This window comes from Novosphingobium sp. 18050 (assembly GCF_902706195.1).
GTDB lineage: Bacteria > Pseudomonadota > Alphaproteobacteria > Sphingomonadales > Sphingomonadaceae > Novosphingobium.
The window spans coordinates 20374-41096 of sequence record NZ_CACSJO010000005.1; the positions used below are offsets into that span (position 1 = coordinate 20374).

The window sequence follows — 20723 nt, forward strand, 5'->3', positions numbered from 1 at the left end:
TTGCAAACGCCCCTCACGGACACCCTGCGCGCCGAACTGAGCGCTCTGGTCACTCCCGGTCCGCGCATGGCCGACGAATGGGCCTGTGTCGCCTCGGTGATGCTGGCGATCGTGCTGGCCCATGCGATGGGTGCGAGCATGGTGTCATGGGCCGCGTTCAGCGCCTTCGTCCTGCTTAAGAGCGACGTTTCCGAAACACTGCTGCGCGGCGTCATGCGTATCGCGGGTACTGCCCTGGGCTCAGGTCTCGCGCTGGCGGTGGTGCCCTATGCTGCGCATTCGCTGCCGCTCTCGATGATTGCCGCCGCGCTGGTCGGTGCGGTGGGGCTCTACGGCATGCTCACTGCGCGGCGCGCTTATGCCTGGCTGCTGTTCGGCCTGACCTTCGAGATGATCCTGTTCGACAAGATCGACCGCCCGGACCTCGACACCATCGGCTTCGCGCAGACGCGGCTGCTGGAAGTGATTGCGGGCACGATCGCCTGCACCCTCGTCAGCCTGACGGCGGGCGCGCTGGCGGGCAAGCGTTGGTGGGCCCAGCGCAAGCCCGCGCCCGGCCGGATGCGCTGGCAGCCCCATGCCGCCCGCCACGCGGCGCAGGCAGGGCTCGCCATCGCCGTATTGCCCCTGCTGCACGCCCTGTTCGACCTTCCCGAGCTACCGCAGGCAGCGGTCACCATCATGGCGGTGATGATCGTCCCCGTCGCCGGGATCGGTGCCAGCGGCTTCGTCCCGGTATCGCGCCGGCTGTTCCACCGCGCACTGGGCTGCATGGCAGGCGGCGCGCTGGCGCTTGCCGTGCTGCTGCTGGCGCAGGGAAGCGCGCCGGTGCTGATCGCGGGAACCTGCATCGGCATCGTCATCGGCCGCCATATCGAGAACGGACTGCCCCGGGTGACCTACCTGGGCCTCCAGTTCACGCTGGCCGTGCTGGTCGTGCTGGTGCCCGACAGCTACGCCGACGCGCGGATTGGCCCGGCCATCCAGCGCCTTGTCAGCGTGTTCGTGGGCATGGCGGTGCTCGAACCGGTGCTGCTGGCGTGGCACTTTCTAGCGCCCGGCCGCAAGGCGCAGGCACAGATGCCGGATGCCGACAACGCCGAGTGAGCACGGGCGGCGCCGTCATCACAGCATTGCCGAGGTTCAAGCGTTTTTCAGCCAAACCTGGCTGGCGAATAGGCTGCCGGGTCGACCCCGCCGTGCCCCTCGCCCATAAGCAGGCGCGCGGCGAGATCGGCGGCGGCGGGTGCGGTCTGGATGCCGAAGCCGCCCTGTCCCGCGAACCAGAAGAACGCCGCGTCCTGCGGAGCGAAGCCATAGACCGGCAGCCGGTCGGGCGCGAAGGAGCGCAGCCCCGCCCAGCGATGCTCGACTCGGCGGACCGGCCAGTCGACGACCTGCTCGAAACGGTCGACCGCCAAAGCCACGTCGATCTCCTCCGGAGCAGCGTCGCAGGGCGCACTGGGCGTCTCGTCGTGCGGGCTGAGCCAAAGACGGCCGCTCTCCGGCTTGAAGTAGAAGCAGCCCGCCACGTCCAGCACCAGCGGCAGATCGTCCGGCACCGGCCCTTCGACCGCGAGCTGAGCGACGGTACGGCGATAGGGCGCGATCCCCAGCGGACCCAGCCCAGCCAGCCGCGCCACCGGATCGGCCCAGGCCCCGGCGGCATTGACCAGCACGCCTGCAGTAACGCGGCGCCCGTCCGCCAGCGCCAGGCTCCAGCCCGAAGTTGTCCGCTCGGCCGCGAGCAGCCCGGCGCGGCACCATAACGGCACGCCATGACGGTGCGCCTGGCCAAGGTAGTGCTGGTGCAGCGCGGCGACATCGATGTCGCAGGTGCTGGGCTCCAGCGCGCCGCTGGTCCAGTCCGCCCGCAGGTTCGGCACGCGGGCTTCGATCCCCGCCCGGTCCAGAAGGTCGATTTCGACGCCAACGGCGCGGTAGCGCGCAGCGAAGGCAGCAACCTCGCCCTCCTGCCCGGCGCGGCCGATCGTCAACGCGCCGCGCGGCGTCAGCACGCCAAGGTCTCGCAGCAACGGCCCGGAGGCCGTGGTCAGCGGCTTTACGCCGGGCCCGCCGTAGCTCTCGGTCCAGAAGGCCGCGGAACGGCCGGTAGCGTGGTAGCCGGGGTGTTCTTCCGCTTCGAGCAGCAGTACGCGCGCATTGGCCCGCGCGCCAATCGCGGCGGCGAGCGAAGCGCCGGCCATGCCGGCACCGACGATGACGATATCGAACGCTGCATCCATTGCGCTCAGCCCCTAGCGGGGGCGCGCCGGTTCAGGAAGTCCTTGATGGCGTCCAGCGCGCGGCCCCTCACCGGATCGACTTCGCGCAGGATCTCATGGCGGCACTCATTGCCGAAGGAGACCAGTTCGCCCTGCGGCAAGCGTGCGGCGGCGCGGCGAATCGCGCCCCAAGAGACAAGCCCGTCGATACTAGTGCCCAGCAGCAGCACAGGCACGGTGACGGCCTCCAGCACGCCGGGGCGTTCCAGCAACTGTATCGAGGCAAGTCCGCGCTCCACCCAGCCCCAGCTTGCCGGACCCATGGCAATCGCGGGCCGCTCACGGCGCCACCACTCCTCGTCGTCGTAGCGTCCATCGTCGTGGGTCAGCAGCAGGCTGCGCGCACGGGGCATGGCACCGGGCTTTTCGCCGCCCTTCCACGCCGGACGGCTCGGATCGCCGAGCGATAGGATACCGCGCGCGATGGGGCGCAGCACACCGGCTGGAATCCAGGCCGGATGGATGCCGAGCATCGGCGCGGAAAGTACCACCGCGTCGGGTTTCACCGCACCTTGCGCGACAGCGCGCAGCACCAGATGACCGCCCATCGAATGCCCCACGGCCACATGAGGCCCCGGCGTGCTGGCCGCCCAGTCCGCGAAGAGCGCTGCATAGTCGTCCACCCAGACCGAGAAGTCGGAGACGTGGCCGGTCGTCGCATCGCGGCCCAGCCGGCCCGATCCGCCCTGCCCGCGCCAGTCGGCCGAAGTCACCTGCCAGCCTTCACGGTGCCAGCCGTCGAGCGTTTCCAGCCACTTCTCGTAAGCGTCGCCGCGGCCCGGCATGAACAGGATCGAGCCGCGACGCTCCCCGTTGGCGGGAACCGGCCAGTCGATCCGGCGCAGCGCATGGCCATCGGGCAGGGCCCAACGCGATTCGACCGCCTCTGGCGGGATCGCGCGCCGGGCTGCGGACGAAAGGACTGCGGACTGGAGGATGGTCTCGATGGCGGATGTCACTTCGGGAATGTCGCTGAAAAAGGGGTCAAGCGGGCAGGCGGTTGCCTTGGTTACTATTTGGTAGTGGTGCCCGGAGTACAGCCATCCCGATCCAAAGGGACAAACGCATGACGGGCGCCGTTTTTTCGTATCTGCTGCTGGCCGCATTGGCAACGGCGCTGCTCACCGCGGCGCTGACCGATCTGCGCCGGCGCGAGATCAACAACTGGCTCAACATGACCATCGCGCTGGCCGCTCCGCTGTGGTGGCTGGCGATGGGCCTGGGCCCGCTCGACATCGCGTTCCAGCTTGCCCTCGCCGCCGTGACTTTCGCGGTTGCCTGCCTGCTGTTCGCGACCGGCCAGATGGGCGGCGGCGATGTAAAGCTGCTGGGCGCGCTGGCGCTGTGGTTCACGCCGTCCAGCTTCTGGGACCTGGTGGTACTGATGGCGCTTCTGGGCGGCGGCGGCTCGATCGCGATGGCCGCTCTCAACATGAAGCGCGAGCCCGGCGAATCGCTGCGCGACGCGCTTGCCGGAGTCGCGGCGCTTGCCTGGGTATGGGCTGCCTGCGCAGTGGTATTCGCCGTGGCCACCGGCCGTCCGATCGTCAGCGAAGAAACCATCTCGGCACTGTTCGACCGACTGCCGGGGGTCTGGGTGCTGGCGCTGGGCGCTATCGTGATCCTGGTGCTGTTCATGGCGGGCCTGCGCCACATGATGCGCCGCCAGAAATCGCGGCTCGAGATTCCTTACGGCATCGCCATCGCCGCCGCCGGGCTTTGGGTGATGGGCGCGCAGACGCTTGTCGCGGCCCGTTTCGCAGCCTGACGCGCGCCTCAACGGGGTGAACCCGTTCTTAACCAATTTACCCGATAAGGCTTACTGAGATTCGGGGTTTTTCAAGGGGCTTATCCAGCCATGGACAGGAAGAAGGTGGTGCTGCTCGCAGTGGCGCTGCTCATCGCAGCATTCACCGCGTTTGCAGCAAGGTCGATGTTCGCTGGCGGCGCCGCGCCGCAGGCCGAAGCCGTGGCCGCGCAGCCCAAGGGCCCCAAGGTCCTTGTCGCCCAGCGCGCGCTGCCGGTGGGGACGATCATCACCGCCGATTCGGTGTCCTTCCAGGGCTGGCCGGACGAACTGGTGAAGGACGCCTACTACATCGAGGGCGAGGCCGACATGTCCAAGCTGCTCGGCACCGTGGTGCGCTTCCCGATCACCGCAGGCCAGCCGCTCACTCAGGGCGCGCTCGTCGCACCCGGTGACCGCGGCTTCCTTGCCGCCGCGCTGGCCCCCGGCATGCGCGCCATCACCATCCCTGTTTCCGCAAAGACCGGCGTTGGTGGCTTCGTGTTTCCGGGCGACCGCGTCGACCTCATGCTCACCCAGGACGTGAAGGGCGAAGGCAGCGGCGATTCGCTGCGCACCGCCGAGACGATCCTTCGCAACCTGCGCGTGCTCGCCACCGATCAGGCCACCGACAGCGAAGTGGTCGAAGGCAAGACCGTGGTTCATGCCTTCCGCACCGTCACGCTCGAAGTCACCCCGCGCATCGCCGAAAAGGTCGCCGTAGCGCAGGAGATCGGCGAGATCAGCCTGTCGCTGCGCGCCATCGCCGACAACCAGGGCGAATTCGAACGCATCCTCGCCAACGGCGACGTCAAGGTTCCCGAAGGCGCGACCCGCGAGCAGGAAGAATCGCTGATGAAGCAGGCGATGGGCAAGCCGCTCGAAGGCAACACCACATACGTCACCGGCGGCGACGTCTCGCGCTTCCAGCGCTCGACCATGCCCACTGCCTCCGTGCCTGCCCCGGTCACCGGCTCTGCCCCTCAGGTTGTCTCTGCGAGCGGCCAGCCAGTGCGGACCGGACCTGTGGTGCGCGTCACGCGCGGCAAGGAAACCACCGAAGAACCCGTGGGTAAGCCGTGATGACCATTCGCCACATGCAGCGGCGCTTTGCCGCCCGTTCCACCGCCTTTGGGGGCACCACGATGAAGCCCACTCTTCTCAAGAGCATACTGGTTGCCGCCTGCGCGATCACGCCCCTGGCAGCCGGCATCGCCGCGCCGGCGGGTGCCCAGTCAGCAAGTCCGTCGGTCGTGCGCCCGGCGCAGGACATCACGCTGTCGATCGGCAACGGCCAGCTCGTCAACGTGGCGGGCGCCATGACCGACGTGTTCGTCGCCAACGATTCGGTGGCGGACGTGCAGGTGAAGTCGGCCCGCCAGCTCTACGTCTTCGGCAAGGGCGGCGGCACCACGACCGTCTACGCCAGTAATGCGGCAGGCGCAGTGGTCTGGTCCGGCACGGTCCGCGTGGGCTCCAACCTCGACAGCGTCGATTCGATGCTGCGCCTGGCGATGCCCGAGGCGAAGATCGCGGTTTCGACCATGGGTTCCAGCACTTTCCTGCTGACCGGCACCGTCCGCAACCCGGATGACGCCGCCGAGGCGGAGCGCCTCGTCAAGGCCTATTCCGGCAAGGACGCCAACATCATCAGCCGTCTGCGCCTGGCGACACCACTGCAGGTCAACCTGCAGGTGCGCATCGCCGAAGTCAGCCGTTCGCTGGTCAAGTCGCTGAGCGTCAAGCTGGCAACGCTGGACTCGACGGGTGGCTTCAAGTTCGGTGTCGGACAAGGTGGCTCGATCGGCACCCAGTTCAACACAGGCCGCGTGCTCGGCGTGGGCACCGGCGCGACTGCGCAGGTGGGGATAGACCCGATCACTGGCGAACTCGCCAGCCTTCCCGGCTCCGACGTGACCGCAACGTCGACCGGCACGACCCTCGGCTTTGCCGGCAAGCTGCTGGGCCTGAACCTGCTCAGCGCGCTCGACGCGGGCGAGACCATCGGCCTCGTCAGCACGTTGGCGCAGCCTAACCTGACCGCGCTTTCGGGCGAAACCGCCGACTTCCTCGCCGGCGGCGAATACCCGATTCCGATCAGCCAGGGCCTCGGCGCGACTTCGGTTGAGTACCGCAAGTACGGCGTCAGTCTCAGCTACACGCCCACCGTGCTCGCCAATGGCCGCATCTCCATGCGTGTGCGCCCGGAAGTGTCGGAACTGTCGACCCAGGGCGCCGTCTCGCTCGGCGGTTACACGATCCCCGCGCTGACGGTACGCCGCACCGAGACGACCGTTGAACTCGGCTCGGGCCAGAGCTTCATGATCGCCGGCCTGCTCAGCAACAACACCGCCAACTCGATCCAGAAGATGCCCGGCGCCGGCGACTTGCCGATCCTCGGCTCGCTATTCCGTTCGACCGGCTACAAGCGCGGCGAGACCGAACTGGTGATCGTGGTGACTCCCTACCTCGTCAATCCGGTGGACGGCTCGCAGATCGCGCTGCCGACCGACGGCTTCAATTCGCCCAACGAACTCCAGCGCCTGCTGGGCAACATGGCCAGTGACGGCGTCAGCGGCACCAAGCGCCCCCGACCGACGCAGGCGCCCGCCAGCCCTGCACCGGCCCCCGGCCTCGGCGCGGCCGAGAGCAAGGCCCCCTCGCGCACCACGTCGGGCGATACCGCCAAGCCCGGCTTCAGCCTGAAGTGAGAAAGGTGAACTCCATGCGACAGCTCAAATTCGCTCCCGCCGGGCTCATCCTCGCGCCCATGCTGGCTCTCGCCCTCGCAGGCTGCACCGGCGTCCCGTCCAACCGCTCGATGGAATCGGTTCACCAGCCGGTGGTCGAGAGGACCGACTACACGCTCGACCTGACCACGGGCGGCGGCAACGCCAGCGGCCTCGCCTACGGCGAACAGGGCCGCCTTGCCGGCTGGTTCGAGGCCATGGGCCTCAAGTACGGCGACCGCGTCTATGTCGACGATCCCGCCGCCAGCCCCGCGACGCGCGGCGCGGTCGAAGCCGTCGCCTCGCGCTACGGCATCTTCCTCAGCGACCAGACGCCGCAGAGCGCGGGCTACGTCGCGCCGGGCACCGCCCGCGTGTTCATAACCCGCTTCAAGGCGACTGTGGCCGGCTGCCCGGACTGGTCCGCGAACAGCGACGCCAATCCGACCAACGGCCTGTCCACCAACTACGGCTGCGCGACCAACGCGAACATCGCGGCGATGGTCGCCAACCCCGAGGACCTGATCCACGGCGCCCGGGATACCGGCGTTACCGTCGTGACGACCTCGAACAAGGCCATCGATGCCTATCGCGCCGCACCTACGACCGGCCAGGGCAACACCGTCGCCCAGACCGGCACCAAGGGGAACTGAGCCATGAACGCACCCTGGAAATCCGGCGGCCCCGGCGGACGCGACCAGTTCGCGGCATTCCTGTGCGACGATGCTTCGCTCGACGTCGTGCGCACGCTTGCCACCGACCTCGGCTGGCAGCCGGAGAAGTGCCACAAGGGCGGGTTGCGTAGCGCCGTCCAGTCGCTTTCGATCACCGCCAGTCCCAACATCCTGCTGGTCGACCTGTCGGAAAGCGGCGATCCACTGAGTGACATCAACGCCCTCGCCGAAGTGTGCGAGCCGGGCACGGTCGTCGTCGCGGTGGGCCAGGTCAACGACGTGCGCCTTTACCGCGATCTCATCGCCAGCGGCATCCACGACTACCTGCTCAAGCCGCTGCAGCCCTCGCACGTTCGCGATTCGCTGGCCCATGCACAGGCCGCGTTTGCTGCGCCGCGCGTACATGACGCAGCCGCCTCCAAGCAGCACATCTCGACCGCCGTGATCGGCACGCGCGGCGGCGTCGGTGCTTCCACCCTGGCGACCTCGCTCGCCTGGCTGTTCAGCGCCGACCACAAGCTGCCGACCGCGCTGCTCGACCTCGACATCCACTTCGGGACCGGCGCACTGTGCCTCGACCTGGAGCCGGGCCGCGGCCTCACCGACGCGATCGAGAACCCCAGCCGCATCGACGGCCTTTTCATCGAACGCGCGATGATCCGCGCGAACGACAACCTGGCGATCCTTTCAGCTGAGGCCCCAATCAACACCCCGCTGATGACCGACGGCTCGGCCTTCGTTCAGCTCGAGGAGGAATTCCGTTCCGCCTTCGAGATGACCGTCATCGACATGCCGCGCAACATGCTGATCAACTTCCCTCAGCTGGTCGCCAACGTGAACGTGATCGTGCTTGTCGCCGAGATGACGCTGGCCTCGGCCCGCGATTCGATCCGCATGCTGTCCTGGTTCAAGAGCAATGCGCCCCAGACCCGTATCATCATCGTCGCCAACAAGGTGCAGACCGCGCTGGCCGAAATCAGCAAGGCCGATTTCGAAGCTTCGATCGAAGCCAAGATCGACCTCCTGATCCCCTATGACCTCAAGTCCGCTTCGATGGCCGCCAAACTGGGCCAGACGTTCGCCGATGCCAACCGCACCAGCAAGGCCGGTTCGGTGATGTGCGAACTGGCCCGGAGCATCGCCGACACCGGCGACGATAACGTGGTTTCGGGAGGCAAGACGTCGCTGCTGGGCAAGATCGACTTCAAGTCGATGATGCCCAAGGCGAAGAAGAAGGCGCAGGCCTCGGCGCAGTGATGCGCCGCAGGCAGGCTCGGGCGTAAAGGCACGGCACGGCTATGAACTTTCTCCAGCTCATCACGGTCGCAGCGGGCCTTTCCGGCGTGCTGCTGCTGATCTGGGCAGCCTTTTCGGGGCCCTCGCCGGCCAAGGAATCGACGCGCCGCCTGAAGTCGGTGCGCTTCCGGCATTCGGCAAACGGCAGCGACCGGCTCGAAGCGCAGATGCGCAGGGCCGTGGCCGCACGCAAGCCCAAGGGCCACCACATCGCCGGCTCCGGATCGCGGACGGAAGCGCTGGCGCTGCGCCTGAACCGCTCGGGCAAGAAGTGGACGATCAAGCAGTATCTTTACGGCTCGGTCGGTCTGGGCAGCGCCATCGCGCTGCTCGTATTCCTGAAGACCGGAGCGCTGTTCCTCGGGCTGGCCTTCGGCGCTTTCGTGGGGGCCGGTCTGCCGCACATGGTGCTGAACTATTTCGTCAAGAAGCGCACCAACGCCTTCACCATCAAGTTCGCCGATGCCATCGACCTGCTCGTGCGCGGCCTGCGCTCGGGCCTGCCGGTGTCGGAAACGCTGACGATCGTCTCGCAGGAAGTTCCCGGCCCCGTCGGCGAGGAGTTCAAGCTCGTCACCGACCGCATGAAAGTGGGTAAGACCATGGAGGACGCCCTCCAGGAAACCGCCGACCGCCTTGGCATTTCCGAATTCAACTTCTTCTGCATCACCCTGGCGATCCAGCGCGAAACCGGCGGTAACCTCGCCGAGACGCTGGCCAACCTCTCCGACGTCCTGCGCAAGCGCGCGCAGATGAAGCTCAAGATCCGCGCGATGAGTTCGGAATCCAAGGCTTCGGCTTATATCGTCGGCTCGCTGCCCTTCATCGTGACCATCATGATTTACTGGGTAAACCCCAAGTATATCGGCGAATTCATGGTCGACGAACGCCTGATGGTCGCCGGCATGGGCGGCGCGATCTGGATGGGCATCGGCGCCTTCATCATGGCCAAGATGGTCAGCTTCGAAATCTGATCGAGAAGGCAGGACAACACCCATGCTCGACCAACCCGCAGGTCCCACCCTCCTCGGCTTCGACGTTACGCTCGTCGGCACGCTGCTGTCCGTGGTTGCCGCTGCTGCGGTGATCCTCGCGATCTATTCCGCGATCACCATCCGCGATCCGATGGCAAAGCGCGTCAAGGCCCTCAACCAGCGCCGCGAGGCCCTCAAGCTGGGCCTGACCACGACTGCCCGCAAACGCCAGAGCCTGGTGCGCCGCAACGACACCACCGACAAGATGGGCGCGTTCCTGGGCGGCGCCAAGATGCTGCAGGACAGCCAGATCAAGGAGATCCAGCAGAAGCTGGCCCAGGCCGGCATCCGCAACAAGGAGTGGGCCGTCGCGGTCGTCTTCGCGCGCCTCGTCGCGCCGATCGTGCTGGGCGCCCTCGCCGCACTGGTGATCTACGGGATCGACTATTTCCCGGAATGGAGTTCTTTCAAGAAGTTCATGGGCTTCGCGGCCATGGTACTGGCGGGCTACAAGGGGCCTGACGTCTTCATCAAGAACCTGATCACCAAGCGCACCGATGCTATCCGCAAGGGTTTGCCCGATGCACTCGACCTTCTGGTGATCTGCGCCGAAGCCGGCCTGACCGTCGACGCTGCCTTCGAGCGCGTCTCGCGCGAACTGGGCCGCGCCTACCCAGAACTGGGCGACGAATTCTCGATGACATCGATCGAACTGTCGTTCCTTCACGAGCGCCGACAGGCGTTCGAGAACCTCGCCTACCGCGTCAATCTGGAAGCGGTGAAAGGCGTGGTCACGACCATGGTGCAGACGGAACGCTACGGCACCCCGCTCGCTTCGGCACTGCGTGTGCTGTCGGCGGAATTCCGCAACGAGCGCATGATGCGCGCCGAGGAAAAGGCCGCGCGCCTGCCTGCGATCATGACCGTGCCGCTGATCCTGTTCATCCTGCCCACGCTCTTCGTGGTGATCCTTGGCCCGGCCGCCTGCTCGATCGGCGACGCTTTCTCCGGGGGCGACCCGCACCCGGCCAAGCCGGGCTGATCAGCGAGGCTCGAGCAATGTGGCATAAGCTGTAGTTTGCCCCGGTCGTCACCTCAGTGAATGCCGGGGTGACGACCAAGGGCCGCTTTACCTAAACCGGCGTTTCCACCAGATCCGCGATCTCGAACACGAAGCTTAGCCAGCCGCGCATTCGCGCTGCGTCGTCCAGAGCGGCCCGCTTCTTCTTCGCCTCTGCCAGCGAGCGCGCATGGCCCCAGAACACTTCGGTCTTGCCGTTCTGCAACTGCGCCACCACTCGCCAGTAATGCGTGAGAGGATCGCCAGTAGGGCCGATGGTCTTGACATAGCCATCAGGCATCGTCGCGGTGAGGTAGCGCTTTTTCCGGGCCATTGCAGCCTTCCCCGTCAGCCCGGCACGCGGCCGGCAGCAGGATAGCTGCCACCGATCCGCAGATACCGGCTCCGGCTCTTCTCAGCGCGCAAGGATACCCGCCATGATGATGTCGATGGTATGCTCGCGGTAGCGGTCGCGCAGTTCTTCCGTCAGCGAATCCTGATCGAAACAGTGCTTGAGCACCAGCCGCGCCGAGAAGAAGCGGTCCACCGCCCCGGTGACGGTGAAGTAGAACAGCTGCGGGTCGATCTCGCGGAACACGCCCGCCTTCACCCCGTCGCCGATCAGCTGCTCGTAAGCACGGTAGATCGGCGAGAGATAGCAGTCGGCGATGCGGCGCGCCTCGGCATCGTCGCTCTCGCGCACCATGCGCATCGTCAGGCGGTTGAGGTAAGGCACTTCGTAGAAAGTATCGACGACCTTCCACAAGTGCCGCCGCAGCTTGGCCTCCGGTTCCCACTCGTCCTTGGCGACAAGCGCGTCGACGCTGCTGACGATGGCCTGCCAGTCGCGGTCGAGCAGCGCTTTCAGAAGCCCTGCCTTGTTGCCGAAGTAGTACTTCACCAGCGCCGAATTCAGCCCGGACCGCAGCGAAAGTTCGGACAGCGAAATGTCGACCACATCGCCGTCACGCATGATCGCGCTTGCGGTGTCGAGCAGCAACTCCCGTGCCCCCGGAGGTGCAGCGACGTCACCCGATGCCGGGCCATTCGGCGAGGCGGAACGCTCCTTCATCGCAACCTTACTTCGGCCCCAGGCGAATCGCACCGTCAAGACGCACGGATTCGCCGTTCATATAGTCGTGTTCCAGCAGGAACAGCGCCAGCTTGGCGTATTCATCCGCCTTGCCTAGCCGCTTGGGGAACGGCACCATCGCAGCGAGCGCGTCCTGCACGCCCTGCGGCATGCCGGCCATCATCGGCGTCTCGAAGATGCCCGGCAGGATGGTGTTGACGCGAATACCCTCGCTCATGAGATCGCGCGCGACGGGCAGCGTCATCGCCAGCACGCCGCCCTTGGAGGCAGCATAGGCGGCCTGCCCGATCTGCCCGTCCTGCGCCGCGACGGACGCTGTATTGACGATGGCTCCCCGCGAACCGGCCTCGTCGAGCGGCTCCAGCGTCGACATGCCTGCGGCCGACTTGCTGATGCAGCGGAACGTGCCGACAAGGTTGATGGCGATAGCCTTTTCGAACAGCGCCATGTCGTGCGCACGCGGCTCGCCGGTTTCACGGTTCTTGCCAACGGTCTTGGCCGCAGGCGCGATGCCGGCGCAGTTGACCAGCACCCGCTCCTGCCCATGCACAGCGCGCGCCTTGGCGAAGCCTGCGACAACGCTGTCCTCGTCGGTGACGTTGACCGCGCAGAACACGCCGCCGATCTCCGCAGCCAGGGCCTCGCCCGCCTCGGCATTGAGATCGAAGATCGCAACCTTCACGCCATTCGCCGCAAGCGCACGCGCCGTTGCAGCGCCCAACCCCGATGCCGCGCCGGTCACGACGGCGGCCATGCTGCTATCAAGCTTCATCCCGATGATCCTTTTGGCCAGATTTCATGAGACGGCCCGTATGCCGTTCCAGACAGCCCGGGCAACCTTTTCGCTCGGCCTATTTAATCGCCCGGTTAAGCGGGCAATGAAGCGCGGTCAATGCGCTTGTGGGACACAGTACCAGTTACGCAACAGGATTTCCCCCAGGCGATGCCAAACGTAACAATCAAAACGAACCGACCCAAAATGCGACACTCTATTATGTACCACACACGCTTTCGAAGCGTTGATTTTCCGCGATTATCCACACCCGAGCGAGGGTGTATGTTGCCACATTGCAACAACGATGAACGCAATTTAATTCCTCAGGCAAAATCCATTGAAAGCAGCCCCCCCCGGCGCGAGAAGCCCCGGCCATGGCGTCGAGGTGCGGAAAGTACCCGAAGCTGCAACGTGTCATTTGCCGGGTCTGGTCACGCTCCCTGGCAAGTGAACGAAGCCACAAGGGACACAAACGTTGAAGACATCCATTCACAAGGGCGCCCTTCGCGGCGCGACGAGCCTTGGTGCGCTCGCGCTGCTTTGCGGAACTGCCTATGCGCAGGACGCCGCCCCCCAGGCGGCCGACGCGGTCGACGATTCCAACACCATTGTCGTCACCGGCTCGATCACGCGCAACCCGGCGGCCGCCACAGCATCGCCGGTCGTTTCCATTACTTCGGATGACCTCAGCAAGCGCGGCATCACCACTGTTGCCGACGCGCTCCAGACGCTGACCGCCAACAACGCCGGCACCATTCCCGCCAGCTGGTCGGCCAACGGCTTCACCACCGGCGCCACCGCCCCTTCGCTGCGCGGCTTCAACAACTCCTACACGCTCACGCTGTTCGACGGCATGCGCACCGCCTACTACCCGCTGGCAGACGACACCCAGCGCAACATCGTCGACATCAACAGCATCCCCGGCTCGATCGTGGACCGCGTCGACACCCTGCTCGACGGCGCTTCGGCAACGTACGGCTCTGACGCCATCGCAGGCGTCATCAACGTCATCACCAAGCGCCAGATCACCGGCCTGCACCTCGATGGCTCGCTGGGCATCTCGCAGCGCGGCGATGGCGGCGAACAGCGCCTGAACGCCACTTACGGCTACGGCGATCTCGATGAGCAGGGCTTCAACATCTACGCGAACGTCGAATATCAGCGTAACGCCAAGATGTTCCTGCGCGATCGCGGCGCACCATTCAACACCGCCGACCAGAGCTCGATCTGCGGTACCGCCGAGCAGGGCTGCCTTCCCAACAGCATCCGCAACGGCATCCAGGCCGATGGCAGCTACAACGGCTTCCAGTCGACGATCATCAATTTCGTCCAGCCGGTCTCGGCTACGCCTGATGCCAACGGCAACTACTTCGGCCTGGCTCCGAACCAGCTGCTTAACCCGGGCGCCGGTTGCGGCCGCCTGGACTCGGTCACGCTGACCCCCGAGCAGCAGGCCGGAACGGCCAACGCGACCACCGGCGTCCCCGTCGCACCCTCGGTCGCCTGCCAGCAGGACCTGGTGAACGACTACAGCATGTACAACGCCAAGATCGAGCGTAAGGGCGCCACCCTTCGCGCGACCGCCAAGGTTGGTTCCGACGCCGAAGCGTTCTTCATGTTCAACTACTACAACGTGAAGACCTCGAACCTTTCGCAGAACTCGGCATGGGCTGACCGTACCGCTGCCGGCGGCGACCGCGTCACCGTCAGCCAGATTCTGCTGCCGGCCTATGTCTGCGCCAACGGCACTTCGTCGGTCGTCGGCGGCAACCTGATCGCATCGGGCTGCAACGCTGCGAACGGCACGCTCAACCCCAACAATCCGTTTGCGGCTGATGGCAACCTCGCCCTCCTCACCGGTCGGCCTGACCGTCCGCGTGAAACCTTCACCGACGCCAAGACCTACCGCGCTTCGGCCGGCATCAACGGCAGCTTCGGCCAGGGCTGGAACTACTCGCTCGGCGCCACCGCGTCCGAGGTCACGCTGGACGTCAAGAACACCGGCTACATCTACCTTCAGGGGCTGATGGACGCCGTTGCCCAGGGCACCTACAACTTCGTCGATCCCTCGGCCAATTCCGAAGCCGCAAACCAGATCGTCTTCCGTGACCAGAACAAGCGCTCGACCTCGAAGCTTGCCCAGGTCATTGCAACGCTCAACAAGGACGTGTTCGAGCTTCCCGGCGGTTTCGTGAACGTCGCCGTCGCGGGCCAGTACCGTTACGAGTCGATCAACAACCCCAGCTCCAACGCCCCGAACGACGACAACCCGGCAGCGCGTTACTACGGCATCAACGCCGTGGGCGTGAAGGGCAACCGCGACATCTGGTCCGCTTCGTATGAAATCTCGGTTCCGGTCGTCGACCAGTTCCGCTTCAAGCTCGACGGTTCCTACGACCACTACTCGACAGGTCAGAAGAACTTCGCACCCAAGTTCGAAGCGGAATTCACCCCGATCGAGCAGGTAAAGCTGCGCGGCACGTTCTCGAAGGGCTTCCGTGCCCCGAACCTGAACGAGTCCTTCCAGTTGCCTTCCACCGGCTACACCGCCGCACAGATCAACTGCAACGACGCGACTTACGCTGCATTCTGCGCCGCTCACGCCAGCAACACCGCGTATTATGCGGGAGGCTACAACCCCGGCATCACCTCTTCGGGCAACCCTGACCTGAAGGCAGAAAAGTCGACCTCGTACACCATGGGAATCGTGGTGCAGCCGACGCGCAGGATCACCCTGACGCTCGACTACTGGCGCACGAAGATCAACAACCTGATCGCCAGCGCCAGCGCCAGCGACGACATCTACAGCCAGTACTACACCAACAACGGCGTCGTTAACATTCCGGGCATCGAGGTCAGCCAGGGTGCGCCCGATCCGCAGAACCTGAGCGCACTGCCGCTGCTGGGCGAGATCATCAGCTCGTTCCAGAACCAGAACTCGCTGCTCGGCAAGGGCATCGACTTCTCGGCGGATGGCCGTTTCAACCTGACCGACACCGTCTCGCTGCGCAGTAAGGCGACCGCTTCGTACCTGCTCCGCCTCCAGCAGGAGAACGACGATGGCACGACCTGGCGCTATGATGGCTCGCTGGGCGGCTGCAACCTGACCTCGTGCTCGGGCGCCCCGCGCTTCCGCGCCACCTGGCAGAACACGCTGGACTTCAACGACAAGGCCAGCTTCACCCTGACCGCCAGCTACACCAGCGGGTACTCGGCAACGTCCTCGGATGCTGGCGGCTTCTACAAGGACTGCCAGCGCAGCGCCGACAGCGGCCAGCTGGTGTCTTACGACAACGGCGATCCCGTGCAGTGCCATGCGAAGTCGGTCTTCAACCTCGACGCCCACGGCGAAATCAAGGTTGCCGACCAGTTCAAGTTCTACTTCGACATGCTCAATGTCCTCGACGGCAAGCCGAAGTACGACCCGAACGCCGGTTATGGCCTGTACCAGTTCAACCCGGCCTGGTCGGACCGTCTCTTCATGGGCCGCTACTTCCGCGTCGGCGCCAAGGTCGACTTCTAAAGTCACCAGCCAGACCTGAAATGAGGGGCGGTTCGCGCAAGCGGCCGCCCCTTTTTTTATGGCTTCGATCATCCCTTGCGTGCTGTGCAACATAGTCGCAACAATTCCGCTGACTTGTTGTAATGTTACAACTCTTTGGGAGGAAAATTGCACCCATGTTGCAGATAGTGTTGCAGTTCCGCGACTCTTGGGCAGGATGGCCTCATTGATCCTGACCGCGCAGCGGAGGGATCTTCGGATCTTTTCCGGGGTCCGAATGCAATAAGGGGACACACTAAGTGAAAGCCACAATGACCAAGGCCGCCCTCCGCGGGGCGACCTGTCTTTCGATTGCGCTGCTGGGCAGCAACGCATACGCACAGGACGCCGCTACTCAGGACACGGCAGCTCAGGCAGCTGAAGATGCCACCACCGCCGATTCAATCGTCGTCACCGGATCGCGCATCTCCACCCCGAATCTGCAGTCGGCCAACCCCGTCGCCATCGTCACGGGTGAGCAGATCTTCAGCTCGGGCAACCTCTCGGTTGGCGACCAGCTGAACGAACTGCCGCAGCTGCGCAGCACCTACAGCCAGGCGAACTCGACTCGCTTCCTCGGTACGCGCGGCCTGAACCTGCTCGACCTTCGCGGTCTGGGCACGCAGCGCACCCTGGTCCTGGTCAACGGCCGTCGTCACGTGGGCAGCGACATCCTGGTCAACGGCACCTCGGTTGACGTCAACACGATCCCCGCCGACCTCATCGACCGCGTCGATGTCGTCACCGGCGGCGCTTCGGGCGTCTACGGCTCGGACGCAATTGCCGGCGTCGTGAACTTCGTTCTCAAGGAAGACTACGAAGGTCTGAAGCTGCGCGCGCAGAACGGCATTTCCAAGTATGGCGATGCCGGCAAGCAGTACGCCTCGATCCTTGCGGGCAAGAACTTCGCCGATGGCCGCGGCAACATCACCTTCTCGGGTGAATTCTCGCACTCCGACGATTTCTACGCCTCGGGCCGCCCGGGCCTCGCCCGCAACCAGGCCTTCGTCGTCACAGACACCGATCCCGCTGGTGCGCTCAACGGTTCCGACGGCATTCCCGACCGCACGTTCTACACCGACGTCCGCTCCGCCACCATTTCGCTGGGCGGTCTTGTTGCAGTCGGCCAGGGTTCCAGCTCGCGCTGCGGCAACAACGTGTCGAACTTCAGCTGCACCTATCTGTTCCAGCCGGATGGCACGCTCATCCCGCAGACCGGTGAACGCATCGGCATCGGCCCGAACGGCAACTTCCAGGGCGGCAACGGCGCCACCAACCGCGAAGGCCAGCTGCTTGCGCTCTCGCCCGACCTGAAGCGCTATACCGCCAACCTGACCGGCCACTTCGAAGTCACTCCGGCACTCGTTCCGTTCTTCGAAGCAAAGTACAGCCGCACCGAAGCCCGCGGCTCGCAGAGCGGTCCGTTCTTCTCGCAGGGCACCACCCTGGGCGATCCCGGCGGCCGTGAACGTGTCCGTCTGGACAACCCGTACCTTAGCGCCCAGGCCCGCGACGTTCTGACCCAGGCTTTCCTGGCGACGCCCGGCAACGTCAACGGCACCTCGTTCGCGGACATTCTGGATGCTAACGGCAACGTCACGACCACCGCTGCCGCACAGCTCGCCGCGCAGCGCGCCGCAATTGCTGCCGGCACGTACAAGTTCAACCTGCGCCGCAACTGGACGGACTTCGGCAACCGCGACGAAGAGATTCAGCGCGAAACCTACCGCATTGTCGCCGGCGTCCGCGGCGATTTCAACGATGACTGGCATTACGAACTGTCCGCCAACTACGGCGAGCACAAGGAATCCAACATCATCCGCGGCAACGTGAACGTTCAGCGCTACCTGCTGGCGCTCGATTCGACGCGTGATGCGGCCGGCAACATCGTCTGCCGTTCGCAGGTCAATCCGGCTGCCGGGATTTCCTACATCACGGGCACGACAAGGGGCGATCCGCGTCTCGCAGGCGACATCGCTTCCTGCGTTCCGCTGAACCCGTTCGGCCAGGGTTCGGTCAGCCAGGCTGCGAAGGACTACATCCTCGTCGACAGCATGGCGCGCGGCAAAATGACCCAGCTCGACCTGATGGGCTTCATGTCGGGTGACACCAGCTCGTTCTTCAACCTGCCAGGCGGTCCGGTCGCCTTCTCGGTTGGCGGTGAATATCGCCGCGAGACGGTTGCCTACGACCTCGACGACCTGACGCAGGAAGGCTATGCGTTCTACAACGCTATCCCGACCTTCAACGCACCGGCATTCAAGGTGAAGGAAGCCTACGGCGAAATCCTGCTGCCGCTTCTTGCCGACAAGCCGTTCTTCCAGGACCTGAGCCTGCGCGGTAACGGCCGTATCTCGGACTACGCCGGTGCGACCGGCACCGTCTACACGTACGGTGGTGAAGCGATCTGGAGCCCCGTCCGCGACATCAAGTTCCGTGGCACCTACTCGCGCTCGGTTCGCGCGCCGAACCTGTCCGAGCTCTATTCGGCACAGGGCCAGAACTTCGCACCGCTCTTCGTCGATCCCTGCTCTGACCGCAACCTCGCAACCGGTTCCGCGAACCGCCTCGCGAACTGCAACGCAGCTGGCCGTCCGGCCGGTTACGACTTCGTCTATTCTCAGTCGCTCGAGATCGTGAGCGGCGGTAACCCCAACCTGAAGCAGGAAACCTCCGACTCGATCACCGTCGGCACCGTCATCCAGCCCCGCTGGGTCCCGGGCCTGTCGATCTCGGTCGATTACTGGAACATCAAGGTCAATAACGTCATCTCGTCGGTCGACGCGCAGACGATCGCCAACCTTTGCTACGACTCGGCAACGCTGAGCAACCCGTTCTGCGGACTGTTCCAGCGCGCCGGTGCCGGAGGCGGCCCGAACGGCGAAGTCGCCTTCCAGATTCTCGAAGGCTCGCTCCTGCAGTCGCAGGCGAACTTCGCGAAGCTGAAGGTTCGCGGTATCGATACGCAGATCAACTATGATCACACGTTCGACTTCGGCCGCCTGACGCTCGCGGCGTACTGGACACACTACCTCCAGAACGACTCGTTCACCGACCCCAGCGATCCGACCTTCAAGGACCGCTTCCTGGACGAACTGAACGATCCTTCGGATGAGGTGACCCTGAACGCTTCGTTCCAGACCGGCCCGATCAAGTTCAGCTACGGCCTGCGCTGGATCGACAAGATGTACCTGAATACGTACGAGGACTATAACGCGCTCAACGGCAGCCCGCCGCAGAACGAAGACTATGCTCCGATCAAGAAGTACCCGGACGTCTTCTACCACGACGTGCGACTGCAGTACTCCATCAACAAGGACTTCGACTTCTACGTCGGCGCGGACAACGTCTTCAACAAGATGCCTCCGTACGGCCTGACCGGCGTCGGCAGCGGCTCGGGTGTCTACCCGAACCTTGGTCGTTACTTCTACGCAGGCATCACTGCCAACTTCTGATCGTTTCGATCGGCAATGCCTTGACGAAGGGGCGGCGGGCTATCCCGCTGCCCCTTTTCTTTGCCCGTTCGGCAGGCCATGAAAGCCTCATGAGCCAACATAGTGACCGAGCCAACCGCGCACTTGAACGCGGAGCGACAGCTGATGCGATAGCCATCGCCCGCGATGCCGGAGACGACGCAGACGCCCTCAACCTCCTGGCCCACTGGACGCTTGCCGGGCGCCTCCTCCCACGGGACCTGGTCGAAGCGCGCCGACTCCTGCGAGCGGCGCGCGAGGCCGGCAACGAAGACGCCAGTCTGGTAGAGGCGGCGCTGACCGCCAACGGTACCGGAAGCGCCCGCGACTGGCAGGGGGCGCTCGTTTTGCTGCGCAATGCTGCAGAGCGGTTCGGGGGCCCAGCCCGCGATGACCTCGCACTTCTCGGCGCCATGGAGCTGGACGCGAACGGCGATCCGGCGGAGCTGCCCGATCCTGAAATACTGGGCAAAGACTATACGGTGCGCCGTTGGCGTGCTTTCCTGACACCGGCCGAATGCGCACATGTGGCCATGTCCGTCAGCGATCTGCTAGCCCCTTCCGTCGTGGCCGATCCACGAACGGGAAGGATGATGGATCACCCGGTTCGAACCTCGTCCGCCGCCGTTCTCGGGCCTACTCGCGAAACCCTGCCCTTGCAGGCGATCATGCGACGTCTGGCTACCGCTACCGGAACTGCGGTGGAGCAGGGCGAGCCGCTAAACGTGCTCCATTATGCACCCGGCCAGCAATATCGCGATCATGTCGATACGCTTCCGCATGAGCCCAATCAGCGGATCAAGACGGCGCTCATGTATCTCAACTCGGGATATGCGGGCGGCGAAACGCACTTCGCACTCTCACGCCTGTCGGTCGCGGGCGGCGGGGGCGATGCCGTTGCCTTCGACAATGTCCTGCCGGACGGCACCCCGGACCCGAGAAGCCGCCACGCCGGCCTGCCGATCCGGCAAGGCGCGAAATGGGCGGCAACCCGGTGGATCAGGGCGCGGCCCTACGACGTGTGGAATCCCCGCTGA

At 65.1% G+C, this 20723-nt stretch carries 16 protein-coding genes; 11 read left to right on the plus strand and 5 right to left on the minus strand.

Features of this window, described 5'->3' with window-relative positions; all coding sequences use genetic code 11:
* A complete protein-coding gene (locus tag GVL61_RS07220) occupies nt 1-1107 on the plus strand; it encodes an FUSC family protein (RefSeq protein ID WP_235037568.1) in 1107 nt (368 codons plus the stop codon).
* Nucleotides 1108-1154: 47 nt separating this feature from the next.
* Here GVL61_RS07220 and GVL61_RS07225 read toward each other — a convergent pair whose 3' ends face one another.
* Both GVL61_RS07225 and GVL61_RS07230 read right to left on the minus strand, forming a co-directional pair.
* Nucleotides 1155-2246 (minus strand): FAD-binding oxidoreductase, encoded by a 1092-nt coding sequence (locus tag GVL61_RS07225; protein ID WP_159978487.1) that lies wholly within the window; start codon nt 2244-2246, stop codon nt 1155-1157.
* Nucleotides 2247-2251: 5 nt separating this feature from the next.
* Complete coding sequence (locus GVL61_RS07230; protein WP_159978489.1) at nt 2252-3244, minus strand: alpha/beta fold hydrolase; 993 nt, start codon at nt 3242-3244, stop codon at nt 2252-2254.
* Between the two features lie 107 nt (nt 3245-3351).
* On the opposite strand from GVL61_RS07230, the gene GVL61_RS07235 reads away from it, so the two are divergent.
* From GVL61_RS07235 to GVL61_RS07265, 7 genes are all read left to right on the plus strand, one after another.
* Entirely contained in the window at nt 3352-4053 is a 702-nt protein-coding gene (locus GVL61_RS07235) for a prepilin peptidase (protein WP_159978491.1), read from the plus strand.
* Nucleotides 4054-4143: 90 nt separating this feature from the next.
* Entirely contained in the window at nt 4144-5154 is a 1011-nt protein-coding gene (gene cpaB / locus GVL61_RS07240) for a Flp pilus assembly protein CpaB (protein WP_159978493.1), read from the plus strand.
* 62 nt (nt 5155-5216) lie between these two features.
* On the plus strand, nt 5217-6782 hold the full coding sequence (locus GVL61_RS07245; RefSeq protein WP_200844820.1) for a type II and III secretion system protein family protein: 1566 nt from the start codon (nt 5217-5219) through the stop codon (nt 6780-6782).
* A 14-nt stretch (nt 6783-6796) separates the two neighbouring features.
* Nucleotides 6797-7453 (plus strand): CpaD family pilus assembly protein, encoded by a 657-nt coding sequence (locus GVL61_RS07250; RefSeq protein ID WP_159978495.1) that lies wholly within the window; start codon nt 6797-6799, stop codon nt 7451-7453.
* A gap of 3 nt (nt 7454-7456) precedes the next feature.
* On the plus strand, nt 7457-8731 hold the full coding sequence (locus GVL61_RS07255; RefSeq protein WP_159978497.1) for a pilus assembly protein CpaE: 1275 nt from the start codon (nt 7457-7459) through the stop codon (nt 8729-8731).
* Nucleotides 8732-8772: 41 nt separating this feature from the next.
* Nucleotides 8773-9744, plus strand: coding sequence for a type II secretion system F family protein (locus tag GVL61_RS07260; protein WP_159978499.1), 972 nt, complete (start codon nt 8773-8775; stop codon nt 9742-9744).
* 22 nt (nt 9745-9766) lie between these two features.
* Nucleotides 9767-10786, plus strand: coding sequence for a type II secretion system F family protein (locus GVL61_RS07265; RefSeq protein ID WP_159978501.1), 1020 nt, complete (start codon nt 9767-9769; stop codon nt 10784-10786).
* A gap of 91 nt (nt 10787-10877) precedes the next feature.
* Here the strand turns inward: GVL61_RS07265 and GVL61_RS07270 are convergent, their stop codons facing one another.
* From GVL61_RS07270 to GVL61_RS07280, 3 genes are all read right to left on the minus strand, one after another.
* On the minus strand, nt 10878-11138 hold the full coding sequence (locus GVL61_RS07270) for a hypothetical protein (RefSeq protein WP_159978503.1): 261 nt from the start codon (nt 11136-11138) through the stop codon (nt 10878-10880).
* Nucleotides 11139-11219: 81 nt separating this feature from the next.
* Nucleotides 11220-11876 carry a TetR family transcriptional regulator gene (locus GVL61_RS07275; RefSeq protein WP_159978505.1) on the minus strand — a complete coding sequence of 219 codons (657 nt, stop codon included), beginning with the start codon at nt 11874-11876 and terminating at the stop codon, nt 11220-11222.
* Nucleotides 11877-11883: 7 nt separating this feature from the next.
* A complete protein-coding gene (locus GVL61_RS07280) occupies nt 11884-12669 on the minus strand; it encodes an SDR family oxidoreductase (protein ID WP_159978507.1) in 786 nt (261 codons plus the stop codon).
* A gap of 478 nt (nt 12670-13147) precedes the next feature.
* Here GVL61_RS07280 and GVL61_RS07285 point away from each other — a divergent pair, with 478 nt between their 5' ends.
* From GVL61_RS07285 to GVL61_RS07295, 3 genes are all read left to right on the plus strand, one after another.
* Nucleotides 13148-16195, plus strand: a complete 3048-nt coding sequence (locus GVL61_RS07285) for a TonB-dependent siderophore receptor (RefSeq protein ID WP_159978509.1) — start codon at nt 13148-13150, stop codon at nt 16193-16195.
* A 290-nt stretch (nt 16196-16485) separates the two neighbouring features.
* Complete coding sequence (locus tag GVL61_RS07290) at nt 16486-19668, plus strand: TonB-dependent receptor (protein ID WP_159978511.1); 3183 nt, start codon at nt 16486-16488, stop codon at nt 19666-19668.
* A gap of 89 nt (nt 19669-19757) precedes the next feature.
* Nucleotides 19758-20723 carry a 2OG-Fe(II) oxygenase gene (locus GVL61_RS07295; RefSeq protein ID WP_159978513.1) on the plus strand — a complete coding sequence of 322 codons (966 nt, stop codon included), beginning with the start codon at nt 19758-19760 and terminating at the stop codon, nt 20721-20723.

Bases quoted from the DNA above. Each gene is read 5' to 3' on its own strand.
- GVL61_RS07265 (WP_159978501.1), top strand. From the start codon at position 9,767: ATGCTCGACCAACCCGCAGGTCCCACCCTCCTCGGCTTCGACGTTACG.
- GVL61_RS07250 (WP_159978495.1), top strand. From the start codon at position 6,797: ATGCGACAGCTCAAATTCGCTCCCGCCGGGCTCATCCTCGCGCCCATG.
- GVL61_RS07255 (WP_159978497.1), top strand. From the start codon at position 7,457: ATGAACGCACCCTGGAAATCCGGCGGCCCCGGCGGACGCGACCAGTTC.
- GVL61_RS07270 (WP_159978503.1), bottom strand. From the start codon at position 11,138: ATGGCCCGGAAAAAGCGCTACCTCACCGCGACGATGCCTGATGGCTAT.
- GVL61_RS07295 (WP_159978513.1), top strand. From the start codon at position 19,758: ATGAGCCAACATAGTGACCGAGCCAACCGCGCACTTGAACGCGGAGCG.
- GVL61_RS07260 (WP_159978499.1), top strand. From the start codon at position 8,773: ATGAACTTTCTCCAGCTCATCACGGTCGCAGCGGGCCTTTCCGGCGTG.
- GVL61_RS07235 (WP_159978491.1), top strand. From the start codon at position 3,352: ATGACGGGCGCCGTTTTTTCGTATCTGCTGCTGGCCGCATTGGCAACG.
- GVL61_RS07245 (WP_200844820.1), top strand. From the start codon at position 5,217: ATGAAGCCCACTCTTCTCAAGAGCATACTGGTTGCCGCCTGCGCGATC.
- GVL61_RS07280 (WP_159978507.1), bottom strand. From the start codon at position 12,669: ATGAAGCTTGATAGCAGCATGGCCGCCGTCGTGACCGGCGCGGCATCG.
- GVL61_RS07290 (WP_159978511.1), top strand. From the start codon at position 16,486: ATGACCAAGGCCGCCCTCCGCGGGGCGACCTGTCTTTCGATTGCGCTG.
- GVL61_RS07225 (WP_159978487.1), bottom strand. From the start codon at position 2,246: ATGGATGCAGCGTTCGATATCGTCATCGTCGGTGCCGGCATGGCCGGC.
- cpaB (WP_159978493.1), top strand. From the start codon at position 4,144: ATGGACAGGAAGAAGGTGGTGCTGCTCGCAGTGGCGCTGCTCATCGCA.
- GVL61_RS07275 (WP_159978505.1), bottom strand. From the start codon at position 11,876: ATGAAGGAGCGTTCCGCCTCGCCGAATGGCCCGGCATCGGGTGACGTC.